Genomic DNA, 15,223 nt, shown 5'->3' with positions numbered 1-15,223 from the left:
ACCGTGGCCCGGCCCGGGAACAGTCGCGCCGGGGCCGATGTTTCACCGGCGTGACTGTTTACCGTGCAACCAGTGAGCCGTCGATGGTCGACGTCGTGGTGATCGGCGCCGGCCAGGCCGGCCTGTCGGCCGCCTACCACCTGCGGCGGCGCGGCTTCGCGCCGTACGAGGGCTTCGTGGTGCTGGACGCGGACCCCGCACCCGGCGGCGCCTGGGCGCACCGCTCGCCCTCGCTGCGGATGGCCACCGTGCACGGCTTCCACGACCTGCCGGACTTCGAGCTGCCCGCGCCGGACCCGGCCGCCCCGGCCCGCGAGGTGGTCCCGGGCTACTTCGCGGCGTACGAGGCGAAGCACGCGCTGCCGGTGGTGCGGCCGGTCCGGGTCCGGGCCGTGCGCCCGCTGCCGGACGGCCGGCTGCTGGTCGACACGGACGCCGGGCAGTGGTCGGCCCGGGCGCTGATCAACGCGACCGGGACGTGGACCAGACCGTTCCTCCCCCACTACCCCGGGCGCTTCGCCGGGCGGCAGCTGCACTACGCCGACTACCGCGGCCCGGAGGAGTTCGCCGGGCAGCGGGTCGTCGTGGTCGGCGGCGGCGCGTCCGCCGTCCAGGTGCTCTCGGAGGTCGCCGCCGTCGCCGGGACGGTCTGGGTGACGCGGCGGCCGCCGGTCTACCACGACGGGCCGTTCACCGAGGAGTTCGGCCGGGCCGTGGTCGCCCAGGTCGAGGAACGGGTCCGGCTGGGGCTGCCGGTGCGCAGCGTGGTGAGCGTGACCGGGCTCGGCCCCTCGGTCGCGTACCGGCGGGCGCAGGAGCTGGGTGCGCTGGAGCGCCGCCCGATGTTCGACCGGCTGACCGAGCACGGTGTGGCCTGGGGCGAGCACGAGGAGCGCGTCGACGCCGTCGTCTGGGCCACCGGCTTCCGTCCGGAGATCACCCACCTCGCCCCGCTCGGCCTGCGCGGCCCGGGCGGCGGAATCCGGATGGACGGCACCCGGGCCGCCGCCGACCCCCGGATCCACCTGGTCGGCTACGGCCCGTCCGCGAGCACCATCGGCGCCAACCGCGCCGGGCGCGCGGCGGTCAACGGGATCGTCGGGCTGCTCGGCGAGCCGGCGATGGCGGTCCGCTGACCGGCCGTCATCCCGCGCGGGGCGAGCGGCGCGGCCCGGGCGAGGACGGCCGTCCACCGCTCCCGGTGTCCCGCCCGCTCGGCCCGGTCACCGCGCGTCGGCGGCCTCCGGCCCGGCGCCCGGCTTGCGGGCGACCAGGACGGCCTGCGGGGTCAGCTCGGTGAAGTCGCCGAAGTCGTCCGGCTCGCGCAGCAGGCGGGCGCGGACGGGCAGGCCGGCCCGGGCCAGGAGGTCGGCGACCTGCTCCGGCTGCCGGCGGTGGAAGTCGAGCGAGACCGGGTGGCCGAAGGCCTCGGCGACGTGCCGGGGTTCGTCGCCGACCTGGAAGGCGAGCAGTGCGTGGCCGCCCGGGGCCAGCACGCGGTGGAACTCGGCGAAGACGTCCGGCAGTTGCCGGTCCGGGACGTGGGTGGTCGAGTACCAGGCGAGGAGGGCGCCGAGGGAGGCGTCCGGGAGGTCGAGGGCGAGCATCGAGCCGACCTCGAACCGCAGGCCGGGGTAGGACTCGCGCGCGACCGCGACCATGCCCGGCGAGAGGTCGATCCCGAACACGGGCAGGCCGAGGCCGTGCAGATGGGCCGTGACGCGCCCGGTGCCGCAGCCGATGTCGGCGACCGGGCCGGCGTCGCCGCCCGGCACCAGTTCGGCGAAGGCGGCGAGCGCGGCCCGTTCGAACGGTTTGGCGGCCAGTTCGTCGCGGAAGCGGTCGGCGTAGTCGGCCGCCACGGCGTCGTAGGAGGCGCGGGTGGTACGGACGAAGTCTGGTTCGGTCACGCTCGGGCACGATACCCGGCCCGACCCGCCGAGCACCGGCGGATCAGCCGCGCAGGGCGGCGAGCGAGGCCCGGGCGAAGTCGTCCATCTCCTTGAGCACGGCCTCGGTGTCCTGGTCGTCCGGTGTCCCGCGGAAGGAGACCAGGAAGGTCAGGGTCATCTGGACGTTGCTGTCGCGGGTGACCAGCTCGAACATCGGGCTGCGGTCCGAGCCGGCCGTGTTGCGGAACCGGAAGGCCTCCCGGCCCACCCGCTTCACCTCGCTCACCTTGCCGTCGACGGCGTACTTGGGCTGGTTCTCGGTGCGGTCGAAGGTGTGCAGCTTGCGGGCGAGCGCGGTGTCCGGGAGGAAGATCACGTCGACCGTGGTGACGGTGTGCTCGAAGGGTGAGGCGCTCTGCGGGCTGAAGGAGGCCACGCACTTCGCCGCCGGCGCACCTCCCGCGCTCCGGTGGGAGGGTTCGTCGGTGCCGAACGGCTCCCCCAGCGGGTCGACCAGCTCCCGGAACGGGAGGACGCCGCAGATGTCCTCCTTCGCCCGGTAGTCGCCGGGCCCGTCCTTCTCGGGCGCCGGGTCCGAGCCGCAGCCGGCCGCCAGCAGCACCGCGAACAGGGCCGACCCGCAGCGGGCCAGGTGGTTGCGCATCCGGTCTCCCTCGGGGTCAGGACGAGATCCGCCAACTCAACCACAGTCGTGTACACATGAGTTGATGATTGTCCCGATCCGCGAACGGAGACCGGACGCGGCTGCGGCGGTCGCCGCCCGGCTCAGCGGTCGTAGTCGACCGTGACCCGGTCCGACACCGGCCGGGCCTGGCAGGTCAGCACGTAGCCGGCCGCCAGCTCCTTCTCCTCCAGGGCGAAGTTGCGCCGCAGGTCCACCTCGCCGTCCACCACCAGGGCCCGGCAGGTACCGCAGACACCGCCCTTGCAGGCGAACGGCAGGTCGGGCCGGGAGCGCTGGGCGCCGTCCAGCAGCGAACGGTCCCGGGGCAGCGCCAGGGTGGAGGAGCGGCCGTCCAGGATCAGCGTGACCTCGCTCAACTCGCCGTCCGGGACGGCCTCCACCCGTTCGGCGGCCGGCTCGTCCTCGGCGTGGAACAGCTCCTGGTGCACGCGCTCGGCGGACACCCCGAGCTCGGTCAGCAGCTCCTTGGTGCCGATCACCATGCCGTACGGGCCGCAGAGCCAGAAGTGGCCGACGGCGGGCAGGTCGACCAGCGCGCCGAGCAGCGCCCGGACCCGGTCGGCGTCGAGGCGGCCGCTGAGCAGTTCGGCGTCCCGGCTCTCCCGGGAGAGCACGTGCAGCAGCTGGAACCGGCCGAGGTGGCGGTCCTTGAGGTCGGCGAGCTCGTCGGCGAACATCACGGTGTCGCTGCGGCGGTTGCCGTAGAGCAGGGTGACATGGGAGTCCGGATGGGCGTCCAGCACGGAGCCCGCGATGGAGAGCATCGGGGTGATGCCGGAGCCGGCCGCGATCAGCACGTGCTCGGCGGGCTCGGTCAGGTCGGGGCTGAACAGCCCGGCGGGCGGCAGGACCTCGACCGGCTCGCCGACCCGGGCCTGGTGCACCAGCCAGCGCGAGAACAGCCCGCCGGGCACCTCCCGCACGGCGATCCGCAGCGGGCCGCCGACCGGCGAGCAGAGCGAGTACGAGCGGCGCTCGTCGGCGCCGTCGACCAGCCGGCGCAGCGTGAGGGTCTGGCCGGGGCGGAAGGCGAAGTCCTCGGCGAGACCGTCCGGCACCTCGAAGGTGACCGCGACCGCGTCCTCGCAGAGCCGTTCCAGGGCCGCGATCCGCAGCTGGTGGAACGTCGGTCGGCGGACGGCCATTCAGATCTCCTTGATCCGGTCGAAGGGCTCCCGGCAGTCGCGGCAGCGCCAGAGCGCCTTGCAGGCGGTGGAGCCGAAGCGGGACAGCTCCTCGGTGTCGGCGGAGCCGCAGTTCGGGCAGGTGACGGCGGCGACGGCGGCCCGCCGGGTGGGGCCGAGCCGCAGCAGACCGGGGCCGGGGCCGGCGGTGGTGTGCGGCGGGGCGATGCCCGCCTCGGCGAGCTTGCGGCGGCCGTCCTCGGTGATCAGGTCGGTGGACCACGGCGGGTCGAGCCGCAACCGGACCCGGACGTCGCTGAAGCCCGCCGCGCGCAGCCGGCCGTCGACGTCGGCGGCCATCTCGGCGACGGCCGGGCAGCCGGAGTAGGTCGGGGTGATCCAGGCGGTGACCGCGTCGCCGTCCTGCTCGACCTCGGACAGGATGCCCAGGTCGGCGAGGGTGAGCATGGGCAGCTCGGGGTCGGGGACGCCGGCCGCCACCTCCCAGGCGCGGGTCTCGGTGGTCACCATGTCGCCCCCGGGTGGGCCCGGGCCAGCACCTGGAACTCGGCCAGCAGCGGGCCGAGCGCCTCGGTGTGCACGCCGTCCCGTCCGGCCCGGCCACCGACCCGGGCCAGCGGCGGGGTGGTGGGCACGGTCAGGCAGGCCTCGCCGATCACGGCGGCCAGGTTCGCCAGCACGCCCTCGCGCAGCCCGGAAGGGTCGACGCCGAGCCGGAGCTCGGCCTCGTGCGGGGTGAAGAGCTCGTCCAGCAGCGGCCAGACGGCGTCCAGCCCGGCCTGCATCCGGGCGGCGGAGTGGGCGGTGCCGTCACCGAGCCGCAGGGTCCAGGAGGCGGCGTACTCCTGGTGGTACGCGAGCTCCTTGGCGCCCCGGGCGGCGACGGCGGCCAGCACCGGGTCGGCGTGGCCGGAAAGCCGCAGGTAGAGCGCGTGCCGGGCGGTGGAGAAGAGCAGCAGTCGGGCCACGGAGTACGCGAAGTCGCCGTTCGGGGCCTCGACCAGCCGGACGTTGCGGAACTCGTGCTCCTCACGCCAGTAGGCGAGGTCGTCCTCGGTGCGGTTGCCGCCGTCGGCCTGGCCGGCCCGGGTGAGCAGGTGGCGGGCCTGGCCGAGCAGGTCGAGGCCGAGGTTGGCGAGCGCCACCTCCTCCTCCAGCTCGGGGGCGCGGGTGCACCACTCGATCAGCCGCTGGGCGAGGATCAGCGCGTCGTCGCCGAGCATCAGGCAGTACGCGGCGAGGTCGGCGCCCTCCACTCCGGGCGGCACGGCGGTGTCGACGCCGAGCAGCGGGTCGGCGAAGCCGGTGCCGTACGCCCAGCGGGCCTCGCCCTCCGGGTCCGGGGACGCCTCGGAGAGGTGCAGGTAGACGTGGTCGTCGTCGGTCATGGTCTGCGGTCCCCCGTCAGATGTGCGGGACATCCTCGGGGATGTCGTAGAAGGTCGGGTGGCGGTAGACCTTGTCGCCGCTGGGCGCGAAGAACGGGTCCTGCTCGTCGGGGGTCGAGGCGGTGATCGCGCTGGAGCGGACCACCCAGAGGCTGACGCCCTCGTTGCGGCGGGTGTAGAGGTCGCGGGCGTTGAGCAGCGCCATCCGGTCGTCGGGCGCGTGCAGCGATCCGACGTGCACGTGGTTGAGGCCGCGCCGGGGGCGCACGAACACCTCGTAGAGCGGCCAGCCGGCCTTGGTCTCAGTCACGATCGGCTCCACGTTCCGCTCTCCGCTTCTCCGCGTACGCCAGGGCCGCCTCGCGGACCCAGGCGCCGTCCTCGTGGGCGGCCCGGCGGCGCTCGACGCGCTGCTCGTTGCACGGGCCCTGCCCCTTGATCACCTGCTTGAGCTCGGACCAGTCCGGCTCGCCGAAGTCCCAGCTGCCGCGCCCCTCGTTCCAGCTCAGCGCCGGGTCGGGGAGGGTGACGCCGAGGTGCTCGGCCTGCGGCACGGTCATGTCGACGAACCGCTGGCGCAGCTCGTCGTTGGTGTGCCGCTTGATCCGCCAGGCCATCGACTGGGCGGTGTTCGGCGAGTCGCCGTCCGGCGGGCCGAACATCATCAGCGACGGCCACCACCAGCGGTCCACCGCGTCCTGCACCATCCGGCGCTGGGCCTCGGTGCCGCGCATCAGCGTCATCAGCAGCTCGTAGCCCTGCCGCTGGTGGAAGGACTCCTCCTTGCAGATCCGCACCATCGCCCGGGCGTACGGCCCGTACGAGCAGCGGCACAGCGGGACCTGGTTGCAGATCGCCGCGCCGTCCACCAGCCACCCGATCACGCCGACGTCGGCGAAGGTCAGGGTGGGGTAGTTGAAGATCGAGGAGTACTTCTGCCGGCCGGAGATCAGCTTCTCGGTCAGCTCCGCGCGGTCGATGCCGAGGGTCTCGGCGGCCGCGTAGAGGTAGAGGCCGTGGCCGGCCTCGTCCTGCGCCTTGGCGAGCAGGATCGCCTTGCGGCGCAGCGAGGGGGCCCGGGTGAGCCAGTTCCCCTCCGGCTGCATGCCGATGATCTCCGAGTGGGCGTGCTGCGCGATCTGCCGGATGAGCGTCGCCCGGTAGGCGTCCGGCATCCAGTCCCGGGGCTCGATCCGCTGTTCGGCGGCGATCACCTCGTCGAAGTGCGCTTCCAGACCCGGCTCTGCCAGGCCCGTCGCCTCTGTCGCCGTCATTTGCACCCGCCTCCCGACTGACCGTTCGGTCGGTTCCATTGTGGACGCCGGTACCGCACCTTGACAAGGCGGTCCGTGAACGGAGTCCGCCGGGCGGGCCGGACGGCGGACTCCGGCCCGGCCCGGGCAGGCCCGGCCGTTCCCGCCGCGCGGCGGGAACCGGCTGTACGGCCCTCGTCTGGGCCGGTATCTTCGCGCGGTGCGCGCTCCGTCGGCGCGCCGCTGGGAGGGGAGCTCCATGACCGACACCGCGACCGCCGGCCTCGTCCAACTGATCCTCACCGCCGTCGCGGTCCTCGCACCGCTCGGCGGCGCGATCGTGGCCGCCGTCTTCATCCGGCGCCGGGGGCTCAACGCCCGCCTGGCGATGGCCGGCTGCCTGGTCATGCTGCCGGGGCCGATGGTCGTCACGGTCGGCTCGGTAGTCGGCCTGGAGCCGCTCGTCGACGCCTTCGGCCCCGCCACGGCGTACAGCATGCTGTCGGCGGTCACCGTCCCGTTCCACCTGATCGGGCTCGGACTGGTGCTCGCCGGAGCCCTGGTCGCCCCCGCCGCAGAACGGCTGCCGGCCCCGGAGGCGATCCGCGTCGGCGACCCGGAGGCGGGCTGGCACGAGGACGCCGGCGCCGCGGTCTGACCCCCGGGCCACCCGGACCCCCGGCAGCCAGGGCCGACACGGCACGGCTGCGGCCCAGGGCCGACGGCTCCCGGGCCGCAGGGGTCCGCCCGGCGCCGCTCGCGGCCGGACCCGGCGGCGAGCCCGGCCGGGCCCGGTCAGGCCCGGTCGCGCAGGCGGGGCAGCGGGACGGCCAGCAGCGTCGCCAGCAGGGCGATCCGCGGGGCGACCTGGTCGACCCGGATGTGCTCGTGGCGGGCGTGCGCGCCGGCCCCGACACCGCCGAGTCCGTCCAGCGTGGGCAGCCCCCGCGCGCCGGCCGCGTTGGTGTCGCCCGCGCCGCCGGCCGGTGCGCCGTCGAGCTGCTGACCGAGCGCCGCGGCGAGCGAACGCACGTGCCGCAGCAGCAGGTTGCCGGACCGCTCGGGCCAGGCCGGACGGCTGGAGATCACCTCGGCCCGCACCCGCGCCCCCGGCCGCAGCGCGGTGAGCCGCTGCAGGGTGTCCAGGGTGTGGCGCTGCGCCTCGGCGGTGGCGAACCGCAGCCCGAGCTCGGCCTCGGCCCGCCCGGCCACCACGTTCGCCCGGGTTCCGCCGGTGATCCGGCCGGCGTTGAGCTCGGTACCGGGCTGCCGGGCCAGACCCCGCACGGCGACCAGCTGGTCCACCAGCTCGTCCACCGCCGAGACGCCGAGCGCGGCGTCGTTGCCCGCGTGCGCCTCCCGGCCGGTCACCGTCAGCCGGACCCGGGACGAACCGCGCCGGGCCGTCTTCAGCCGGCCGTCCGGATGCGAGGGCTCCAGGCCCAGCACGGCGGCCGCGCCCCGCAGGTGGCGCTCGACCAGGACCCGGCCGCTCGGGCTGCCGACCTCCTCGTCCGCGACCACCACCAGCCGGACGGTGCGGTGCGGACGCTGACCGAGATCGGCGAGCAGCGCGAACGCCCCCTCGACGAGCGCCAGGCCGGCCTTCATGTCGAGGACACCCGGGCCGCTGAGCAGCCCCTCGGACTCCTCCACCGGCCAGTCCGCCAGCGTGCCGACCGGCCACACCGTGTCGTGGTGGCCGACGACCAGCAGGTGCGGGAGGTCGGGCCGGCGTCCGGGCCACTCCATCACCAGGTGGTCGCCGGCCGGGCCGGGCTCACGCCTGACGTCCGCGCCGGTGTCCCGGAAACCGGCGGACAGCTCCTCGGCCAGCGCGTCCAGCCGCGGGGCGTCCCCCGACGGGGACTCCATCCGGGCCAGGTCGGCGCAGCGGCGGCGGACCCCGCCGGCCAGGGTGCGGGCCCGGCTGCTGAGCGTCTGCGGCAGGCCGGGGAGGGCCGCGATGGCGGCGGCCGCGGCCGTCTGGGGAGCGGTCGCCGGGGCGGCGGTCGTCGGGCCGGCGGCGCTCGTCGGGGTGGCGGCGCTCGTCGGGGTGGCGGCGCCGCCGCTCGTACTGTCGCCCTCGGGCGCACCGTCCCCCGGCAGCTGGTCGGCGGTGCGGTGGGAGGCGGCCGCGGGCCCGGAGCCCGCCGGGGCGCCGGTGACGGCCGCGTCGACGGTATGCGCGCTCATCGGGCACCTCCCGTGCCGACGGTACTGAGCGGCCTCGTCGCGGCGTCGGCGACGCCGCAGCCGTGACGGGCACGGCGGGCCGGGAGCGCGCGGCGGCATGGCGCCTGGCTCGGCAACGACAGGTGGTGCGACCTCGGGCTGGGCAACACTGCGTCCTCCTCGCTAAGTCCGGCGGCCCCGGCTCGGCCCGGGCCCGTGGACGACGGCCTCGATACCTCGGTGCGGACGGGCACCGGCGCAGGGGAAGCCGAGAAGCGAGCCTAGAAGATTCGTTCGTCTCCCTGCGAGGTGGCCCGGCACTCCACGCGTCCTTCACGGCCGGTGGCGGGGGCAGCCCTCGGGGGATCTCCTCCAGGAGGCAGCCGCGCCGTGGCCTGGCGCGGAGCGGGGTGCGGTCGGTGGATCACACCTGGTTCCACCATGGACCTCCGTCGACGCTTCAGCAGCGCGAACGGCCTGCACAGGCGCCCACTCCAGGCCTGATGGGTGACGTGGGATCAGCCTTCGGTACCAGTCGAGAGGTGCGATCTCGAATGACAGATATTGAAATCTGTCATCCCACATGGCATAGTTGTCATCTGTCAGCCCCATCCTGTCCCCGCCCCGATCCGAGGAGCCCCTCATGGCCACCACCCCCCGCACCGCCCTCGGCCGCACCGGCCTGACCACCTCCGTCCTCGGTCTCGGCCTGATGGGCATGTCGGACCTCTACGGGCCGGCCGACGAGGCCGAGTCGATCGCCACCGTCCACGCCGCCCTCGACGCGGGCGTCACCCTGCTCGACACCGGCGACTTCTACGGCATGGGCCACAACGAGCTGCTGCTGCACGAGGCCCTGCGCGGCCGCGACCGCGCCGCCGTCGAGATCAGCGTGAAGTACGGCGCCCAGCGCGGCCCGGACGGCGGCTGGCTCGGCTACGACGCGAGCCCCGCCGCCACCAAGTCCGCGCTCGCCTACACCCTGCGCCGGCTGCGCACCGACTACATCGACGTCTACCGCCCCGCCCGGCTCGACCCGAACGTGCCGATCGAGGAGACCGTCGGCGCCATGGCCGACCTGGTGAAGGCCGGCTACGTCCGCCACATCGGCCTCTCCGAGGTCGGCGCCGACACCCTGCGCCGGGCCGCCGCCGTGCACCCGATCAGCGACCTGCAGATCGAGTACTCGCTGATCTCCCGCGGCCCGGAGGAGGAGATCCTGCCGACCGCCCGCGAGCTGGGCATCGGCGTCACCGCGTACGGCGTGCTCTCCCGCGGTCTGCTCAGCGGCCACTGGCAGCGCGGCCGGGAGATCGGCGGGGGCGACTTCCGGGGCCACAGCCCGCGCTTCCAGGGCGACAACCTCACCCACAACCTGGGGCTGGTCGAGGCCCTGCGGTCGATCGCCGAGGCCAAGGGCGCGACGGTCGCCCAGGTCGCCATCGCCTGGGTCGCGTCGCGCGGCTCGGACATCGTCCCGCTGGTCGGCGCCCGTCGCCGGGACAGGCTGGCGGAGGCGCTCGGCTCGCTGCGGGTCGAGCTGTCCGCGGCCGATCTCGCGGCCGTCGAGGCTGCCGTCCCCGCCGGTTCCGCCGCCGGTGACCGGTACGCTGCCGCACAGATGGCGCACCTCGACAGCGAGCGCTGATCACCCCGCAGACCGCTCGTGAAGACCGCACGTTAGGACGTACCCGCCGTGGCCACGGACAGCACACTCACCCCCGAGCAGATCCTGGGCGCGGCGGAGGACGTCCTGCGGCGGTTCGGGCCGGCCAAGGCCACGGTGGTCGACATCGCCCGCGCGCTCGGGGTCAGCCACGGCAGCGTCTACCGGCACTTCCCGAGCAAGGCGGCCCTGCGCGAGGCCGTCACCCAGCGCTGGCTGGACCGCGCCCACCACAGCCTGGCGGCGATCACCGCCGAGCGCGGCGCGGCCACCGAGCGGCTGCACCGCTGGCTGGCCACCCTGTTCGCGGCGAAGCGCGCCAAGGCCCTGGAGGATCCGGAGCTGTTCGCCACCTACACGACCCTGGTCGGCGAGCTGAGCGACACGGTCGAGGCGCACATCGAGACGCTGGTCGGCCAGCTCGCCGAGATCATCCACGACGGCATCGACCAGGGCGCGTTCCGGCCCACCCACGTGCAGACCGCCGCCCGGGCCGTGTTCCAGGCCACCGCCCACTTCCACGACCCGGCGCACGCCGCCGAGTGGACCAGGCCGCAGGCCGAGGCCGACTTCGAGGCGGTCTGGGCGCTCCTGCTGAACGGGCTCAAGGGCGCCTGAACGGCTGCCGCATCCCCCAAAAAGAGAAGGCCGTCCTCAGCCGGGCAGCAGCAGCTCCGCGAGTTCGCCCAGCCGCGCGGCGGTGACGCCCTCGCGCTGCTCGACCGCGAGCGGATGGTCGGTGGGCTCCAGCTCGATCAGGGGGCGCACCCCGACCGCCCGGGTGCGGACGTGCGCCTTGAGCAGGAGGGTCGACTGCCCGTAGCCCGGCAGTTCGGTCGAGAGCCAGCCGAAGTACGGGGGCTCCTGCTCACGTGCCGGGTCCTCCCACAGGTCGCAGGTCCGACCGAAGTTGGCCTCGCTCAGTGAGACCCAGACGCCCCAGGAGAACGTGTCGCCGGTGTCCAGGACCGGGATCTCGATCAGGCCGTGGACGTAGAAGTGCCGGCCCTTGACGACGCACTGGTCGGCGGTCAGCTCACTGTCGCGGCGCCACGCGTAGCGGCGCTTCCAGCCCACCGGGGCGGGGGAGCCGTACGACAGCGGCGGGCCGTCCTGCGGCTCGGCGCAGCAGGAACAGGCGTGGTGGTGGGCGGCAGGCATGCCGCCCACCCTACGCAGCAGGTCAGAGCCGGTTCCCGCCTCCCCCGGCCGCAGGGAGCCGGGATCGGGCCGGGCCCCGGTCGAGCCTGGGTCGGGCTTGCGCCGGGGTCCGCGTAAACCCCTCGCGCCCCGGGGCGGCCGGGCGCGAGGATGGGCGGCGAAGGTTGTTCTCACCAGGAGGAAGACATGGCGGCCCCGACCCCCGCGCTCGACAGTCTCCAGGGCCTCGCCCTCGGCGACGCCTTCGGCGACCGCTGGTTCTCCCCGCGCGTGGACGAGGCCGCCGCCGAGTACCGGGCCCGGATCCCGCGCAGGGCGCCCTGGCACTGGACCGACGACACCGCCATGGCCCTGACGCTCTTCCGGCACCTGGCCGACCACGGCGAGGTCCGGCAGGACGAACTGGCGGCCGCGTTCGCCGCCGAGTACACGGCCAACCCGGGCCGCAAGTACGGCCCGTCGATGCACCAGGTGCTGCGGCGGATCCACCAGGGCGCCGACTGGCGCGAGGTGACCTCCTCGGTGTTCGGCGGCCAGGGTTCGCACGGCAACGGCGCGGCGATGCGGGTCGCTCCGCTCGGCGCCTGGTTCGCGGCCGATCCGGACGCCGCCGCCGGGCAGGCCGAACTGGCCGCCCTGACCACGCACTTCAACCCCGAGGCGGTGGCCGGCGCGGTCGCCGTCGCGCTGGCGGCCGCGTTCGCCGCCCGCAGCCGGGGCGGTCCCGCCCCCGACCGGGTGGAGCTGCTCACCCGGGTCGCCGACCTGCTGCCGGCCGGCGATGTCCGCTCGGGCCTGCGGACGGCGGCCCGGTTCCCGGCCGGGACGTCCGTGCGGCATGCGGCCGTGGTGCTCGGTTCGGGCTCACGGATGTCCGCGCAGGACACCGTGCCGTTCGCCCTGTGGTGCGCCGCAGGGCAGTTGGACTCACTGCCCGAGACCATCTGGCAGACCCTCGGCGGCTGGGGCGACATGGACACCACCTGCGCCATCGCCGCCGGCGTCACCGCCGCCCGGACGGGGCTCGCCGAGGTGCCGGCCGCCTGGCTCGCCGCCCGCGAGGAGCTGCCGGGCCTGCCGCCGCCCCGCTGACACCACGAAGGGCCGGGCCGCCGCCGATCGTACGGCTGCGGCCCGGCCCGGAAGCCCGGTCGGGCTCCCGGTCAGTCGCGCGACTTCCCGAAGACGAGCCGATAGGCGATCAGCAGCACCAGGGCGCCGACGATCGCGGATCCCCAGGTGGGGAGGTCGAAGAAGTTCTTGGAGATCGGCTTGTCCAGGATCTTCGAGGAGAGCCAGCCGCCCACGAACGAGCCGGCGATACCGATCAGGGTGGTGACGATCACGCCGCCCGGGTCCTTGCCGGGCAGCAGGAACTTCGCGATGGCCCCGGCGACCAGGCCGAGGATGATCCAGCTGACTATGCCCATACCCTCTGTCCTGCCCTTCGTCCGGCGGAGCGAATCGCATCCGCCTCACCCCGCAGGACGCCGGGCCGGCCCCCGGCGGTTGCGGCGACCCGGAACCCGGTCGGCCCGCCGTCACCCGGACATGAGAGGGTCTGGCCCGGACGGGAGGAGGCCCCGATGGACGGGAACGCAACGGCCGGCCGGGTCCTGGTCGTGGACGACGACGCCGCCATCCGCCGCTCGCTGGAGCGCGGACTGCGGCTGAGCGGCTTCACCGTGCTGCTCGCCGAGGACGGCCGGGCCGCACTGCGACGACTCTCCGAAACCCCGGCCGACGTCCTGGTCCTGGACGTGTCGATGCCCGGCCTGAGCGGCACCGAGGTCTGCCGGACCCTGCGCGCCGCACGGGACGACACCCCGATCCTGATGCTCTCCGCCCTCGACGAGCTCGCCGACCGGGTGGCCGGCCTGCAGGCCGGCGCGGACGACTACCTGGTCAAACCGTTCGCCCTGGAGGAGCTCGTCCTGCGGCTGCACGCCCTGCTGCGCCGCCGCCCCGCCACCCCCGGCGACCTGCTGCGGGTCGGCCCCCTGACGATCGACCCGGCCACCCGGCAGGCCCACTGGGACGACTGCGAACTCCGGCTCACCCGCCGCGAGTTCGAACTCCTCACCCACCTCGCCCGGAACGTCGGCATCGTACTCGGCCGGGACCAGCTGCTCGACCGGGTCTGGGGCTACGACTTCGAGGTCCGCAGCGACGCCGTGGACACCTTCATCAGCTACCTGCGGCGCAAGCTGGAGGAGGGCGGCCGGCCCAGGACCATCCACACCGTGCGCGGGGTCGGCTTCGTCCTGCGGCTCCCGCCGAACGGCGGGACGCCGTGAGACGGCCCGGCGCGACGCGCCCCGGCATCCGGCTGTCCACCCGGATCGCGCTGTGGGTGACCGTCCTGGTCCCGCTGCTGGTGGTCGCCTTCGGGCTGCTGCTGCTCCCGCTGGTCAACCGCGACCTGCACCACCAGGAGGACTCCGTCCTCACCGACCGGGCCGCCGCCGTACTGCCGAGCGTGCGGACCCTGCTCACCGCCGACCGCCGCGGCCGGCCCAAGTCCGAGCAGAACCAGCAGCGCAAGGTCATCAACGAGGCCCTGGACGCCGGCGTGCGGCTCGCCTCCCAGGACGGCGAGGTCCTGGTCGCGATGGGCCCCCAGCCCACCGACCCGACCCGGCTGCCCACCCGCGCCGGCGGCCCGGTCACCGTACGCGGCGACGGCCAGGCCTGGCGGGTGCTCACCGTCCGGATCGACGGCGCGGCCCCGGGCACGCTCTGGCTGCTCGCCCCCATCCCCGCGACCAACCCGCAGCTCGCGGCCGTCCGCCGGCGGGTCCTGCTGATCGCACTCGTCTCCGCACCGGTCTCCGGACTGATCGCACTCGCCGTCGCCGAACGCGGGACGGCCTCCCTGCGGCGGCTCAGCCGCCGGGCCGCCGCGCTCGACCCGGGCGCCGGCGCGGCCGCCTTCACCCACGGCCGCACCGGCACCGCCGAGGTGGACGAACTCGCCTCCGCCATCGGCCTGGTGCTGTCCCGCTACGACGAACAGGCGGCCCGCACCGCCCAGGCCCTGGACACCGCCCGGTCGTTCTCCTCCGCCGCCTCCCACGAGCTGCGCACCCCGCTGATGAGCATGCGCACCAACCTGGACGTCCTCGCCGCCCACCCCGACCTGCCGCGCGCCGAGCACACCGAGGTCGTCCAGGAGCTCCAACAGGACCACGCCCGGCTGCTGGAGCTGCTCACCGCCCTGCACACCCTCGCCCGCGGCGACCTCGTCGAGGTCTCCGCGTTCAGCTCCGCCGATCTGGCCGAGCTGGTCGACGCCGAGGTCGCCGAAGCCTCCCGACGCCACCCCACGGCCACCATCCACGCCGAACTCCCCGCCGGTCTAAGGGTGTTCGGCTGGGAGTCCGGGCTGCGGATCATGCTGGCCAACCTGCTCGGCAACGCGGCCCTGCACGGCCACCGACCCGGCGGGGCCGCCGACATCCGGCTGTCGCTGCGGGCCGAGGACGGCTGGGCGGTCCTCACCGTCGACGACCGCGGCCCCGGCATCCCCGCCGCCGACCGGGTCACCGTCTTCCAGCGCTTCCACCGCCGCCAGGACAGCCCCGGATCCGGCCTCGGCCTGACCCTGGTCGCCCAGCAGGCCGCCCTGCACCGCGGCACCGTCACCATCGACGACGCCCCCGGCGGCCAGGGCTGCCGCTTCACCGTCCGCCTCCCGCTCCCCCACGGCACCGGCCCCGCCGACCCGCTGCCGCCCCGCCGCGACTGGCTCTCCGGCTGACGCCCGCCGCACGGACCGCGGCTTCCACAGGGAATCCACAAGAACGGCCCCTACGCTCCTGCCGAGTCGGGAACCAC

Annotated in this window: 17 protein-coding genes; 7 read left to right on the top strand and 10 right to left on the bottom strand. The window is 74.9% G+C overall.

What is annotated here, in order from left to right; genetic code table 11:
• Positions 1–83: 83 nt before the first annotated feature.
• Entirely contained in the window at positions 84–1,136 is a 1,053-nt protein-coding gene (locus OG871_RS28980; protein ID WP_371500768.1) for an FAD-dependent oxidoreductase, read from the top strand.
• A gap of 87 nt (positions 1,137–1,223) precedes the next feature.
• On the opposite strand, the gene OG871_RS28975 is transcribed toward OG871_RS28980, so the two are convergent.
• The 7 genes from OG871_RS28975 to paaA all read right to left on the bottom strand — a co-directional run bounded on the left by OG871_RS28975 (position 1,224) and on the right by paaA (position 6,405).
• Entirely contained in the window at positions 1,224–1,910 is a 687-nt protein-coding gene (locus OG871_RS28975; protein ID WP_371500767.1) for a class I SAM-dependent methyltransferase, read from the bottom strand.
• Positions 1,911–1,953: 43 nt separating this feature from the next.
• A complete protein-coding gene (locus OG871_RS28970; RefSeq protein WP_371500766.1) occupies positions 1,954–2,556 on the bottom strand; it encodes a hypothetical protein in 603 nt (200 codons plus the stop codon).
• A gap of 122 nt (positions 2,557–2,678) precedes the next feature.
• Complete coding sequence (gene paaE / locus OG871_RS28965; RefSeq protein ID WP_371500765.1) at positions 2,679–3,743, bottom strand: 1,2-phenylacetyl-CoA epoxidase subunit PaaE; 1,065 nt, start codon at positions 3,741–3,743, stop codon at positions 2,679–2,681.
• A complete protein-coding gene (paaD, locus tag OG871_RS28960; protein ID WP_371500764.1) occupies positions 3,744–4,253 on the bottom strand; it encodes a 1,2-phenylacetyl-CoA epoxidase subunit PaaD in 510 nt (169 codons plus the stop codon).
• Positions 4,247–5,131 carry a 1,2-phenylacetyl-CoA epoxidase subunit PaaC gene (gene paaC, locus OG871_RS28955; RefSeq protein ID WP_371500762.1) on the bottom strand — a complete coding sequence of 295 codons (885 nt, stop codon included), beginning with the start codon at positions 5,129–5,131 and terminating at the stop codon, positions 4,247–4,249. The genes paaD and paaC overlap by 7 nt, the downstream gene beginning before the upstream one ends.
• 16 nt (positions 5,132–5,147) lie before the next feature.
• Positions 5,148–5,441 (bottom strand): 1,2-phenylacetyl-CoA epoxidase subunit PaaB, encoded by a 294-nt coding sequence (gene paaB / locus OG871_RS28950; RefSeq protein WP_371500760.1) that lies wholly within the window; start codon positions 5,439–5,441, stop codon positions 5,148–5,150.
• Positions 5,434–6,405 carry a 1,2-phenylacetyl-CoA epoxidase subunit PaaA gene (gene paaA / locus OG871_RS28945; protein ID WP_371500758.1) on the bottom strand — a complete coding sequence of 324 codons (972 nt, stop codon included), beginning with the start codon at positions 6,403–6,405 and terminating at the stop codon, positions 5,434–5,436. The genes paaB and paaA overlap by 8 nt, the downstream gene beginning before the upstream one ends.
• 238 nt (positions 6,406–6,643) lie before the next feature.
• Between paaA and OG871_RS28940 the strand changes: the two genes are divergently transcribed.
• The gene (locus OG871_RS28940) at positions 6,644–7,042 is read left to right on the top strand and encodes a hypothetical protein (RefSeq protein WP_371500756.1); all 399 of its coding nucleotides are present in this window, start codon (positions 6,644–6,646) and stop codon (positions 7,040–7,042) included.
• Between the two features lie 137 nt (positions 7,043–7,179).
• Here OG871_RS28940 and OG871_RS28935 read toward each other — a convergent pair whose 3' ends face one another.
• On the bottom strand, positions 7,180–8,580 hold the full coding sequence (locus OG871_RS28935) for a M20 family metallopeptidase (protein WP_371500754.1): 1,401 nt from the start codon (positions 8,578–8,580) through the stop codon (positions 7,180–7,182).
• Between the two features lie 622 nt (positions 8,581–9,202).
• Between OG871_RS28935 and OG871_RS28930 the strand changes: the two genes are divergently transcribed.
• Together OG871_RS28930 and OG871_RS28925 are read left to right on the top strand one after the other, a co-directional pair.
• A complete protein-coding gene (locus tag OG871_RS28930; RefSeq protein WP_371500752.1) occupies positions 9,203–10,207 on the top strand; it encodes an aldo/keto reductase in 1,005 nt (334 codons plus the stop codon).
• A gap of 48 nt (positions 10,208–10,255) precedes the next feature.
• Positions 10,256–10,843 (top strand): TetR family transcriptional regulator, encoded by a 588-nt coding sequence (locus tag OG871_RS28925; protein WP_371500750.1) that lies wholly within the window; start codon positions 10,256–10,258, stop codon positions 10,841–10,843.
• Positions 10,844–10,879: 36 nt separating this feature from the next.
• Here the strand turns inward: OG871_RS28925 and OG871_RS28920 are convergent, their stop codons facing one another.
• Positions 10,880–11,386 carry a DUF2199 domain-containing protein gene (locus tag OG871_RS28920; RefSeq protein ID WP_371500748.1) on the bottom strand — a complete coding sequence of 169 codons (507 nt, stop codon included), beginning with the start codon at positions 11,384–11,386 and terminating at the stop codon, positions 10,880–10,882.
• 186 nt (positions 11,387–11,572) lie between these two features.
• Here OG871_RS28920 and OG871_RS28915 point away from each other — a divergent pair, with 186 nt between their 5' ends.
• Positions 11,573–12,478, top strand: a complete 906-nt coding sequence (locus tag OG871_RS28915) for an ADP-ribosylglycohydrolase family protein (protein ID WP_371500746.1) — start codon at positions 11,573–11,575, stop codon at positions 12,476–12,478.
• Between the two features lie 71 nt (positions 12,479–12,549).
• Here the strand turns inward: OG871_RS28915 and OG871_RS28910 are convergent, their stop codons facing one another.
• Positions 12,550–12,816, bottom strand: a complete 267-nt coding sequence (locus tag OG871_RS28910; RefSeq protein WP_371500744.1) for a GlsB/YeaQ/YmgE family stress response membrane protein — start codon at positions 12,814–12,816, stop codon at positions 12,550–12,552.
• A gap of 156 nt (positions 12,817–12,972) precedes the next feature.
• On the opposite strand from OG871_RS28910, the gene OG871_RS28905 reads away from it, so the two are divergent.
• Positions 12,973–13,683 carry a response regulator transcription factor gene (locus OG871_RS28905; protein WP_371500742.1) on the top strand — a complete coding sequence of 237 codons (711 nt, stop codon included), beginning with the start codon at positions 12,973–12,975 and terminating at the stop codon, positions 13,681–13,683.
• Entirely contained in the window at positions 13,680–15,146 is a 1,467-nt protein-coding gene (locus tag OG871_RS28900; protein ID WP_371500740.1) for a sensor histidine kinase, read from the top strand. The genes OG871_RS28905 and OG871_RS28900 overlap by 4 nt, the downstream gene beginning before the upstream one ends.
• The last annotated feature ends 77 nt before the right edge of the window (positions 15,147–15,223 follow it).

The organism is Kitasatospora sp. NBC_00374, assembly GCF_041434935.1.
In the GTDB taxonomy this organism is placed as follows: Bacteria; Actinomycetota; Actinomycetes; order Streptomycetales; family Streptomycetaceae; genus Kitasatospora.
This window is presented reverse-complemented; position numbering and strand designations above follow the sequence as displayed.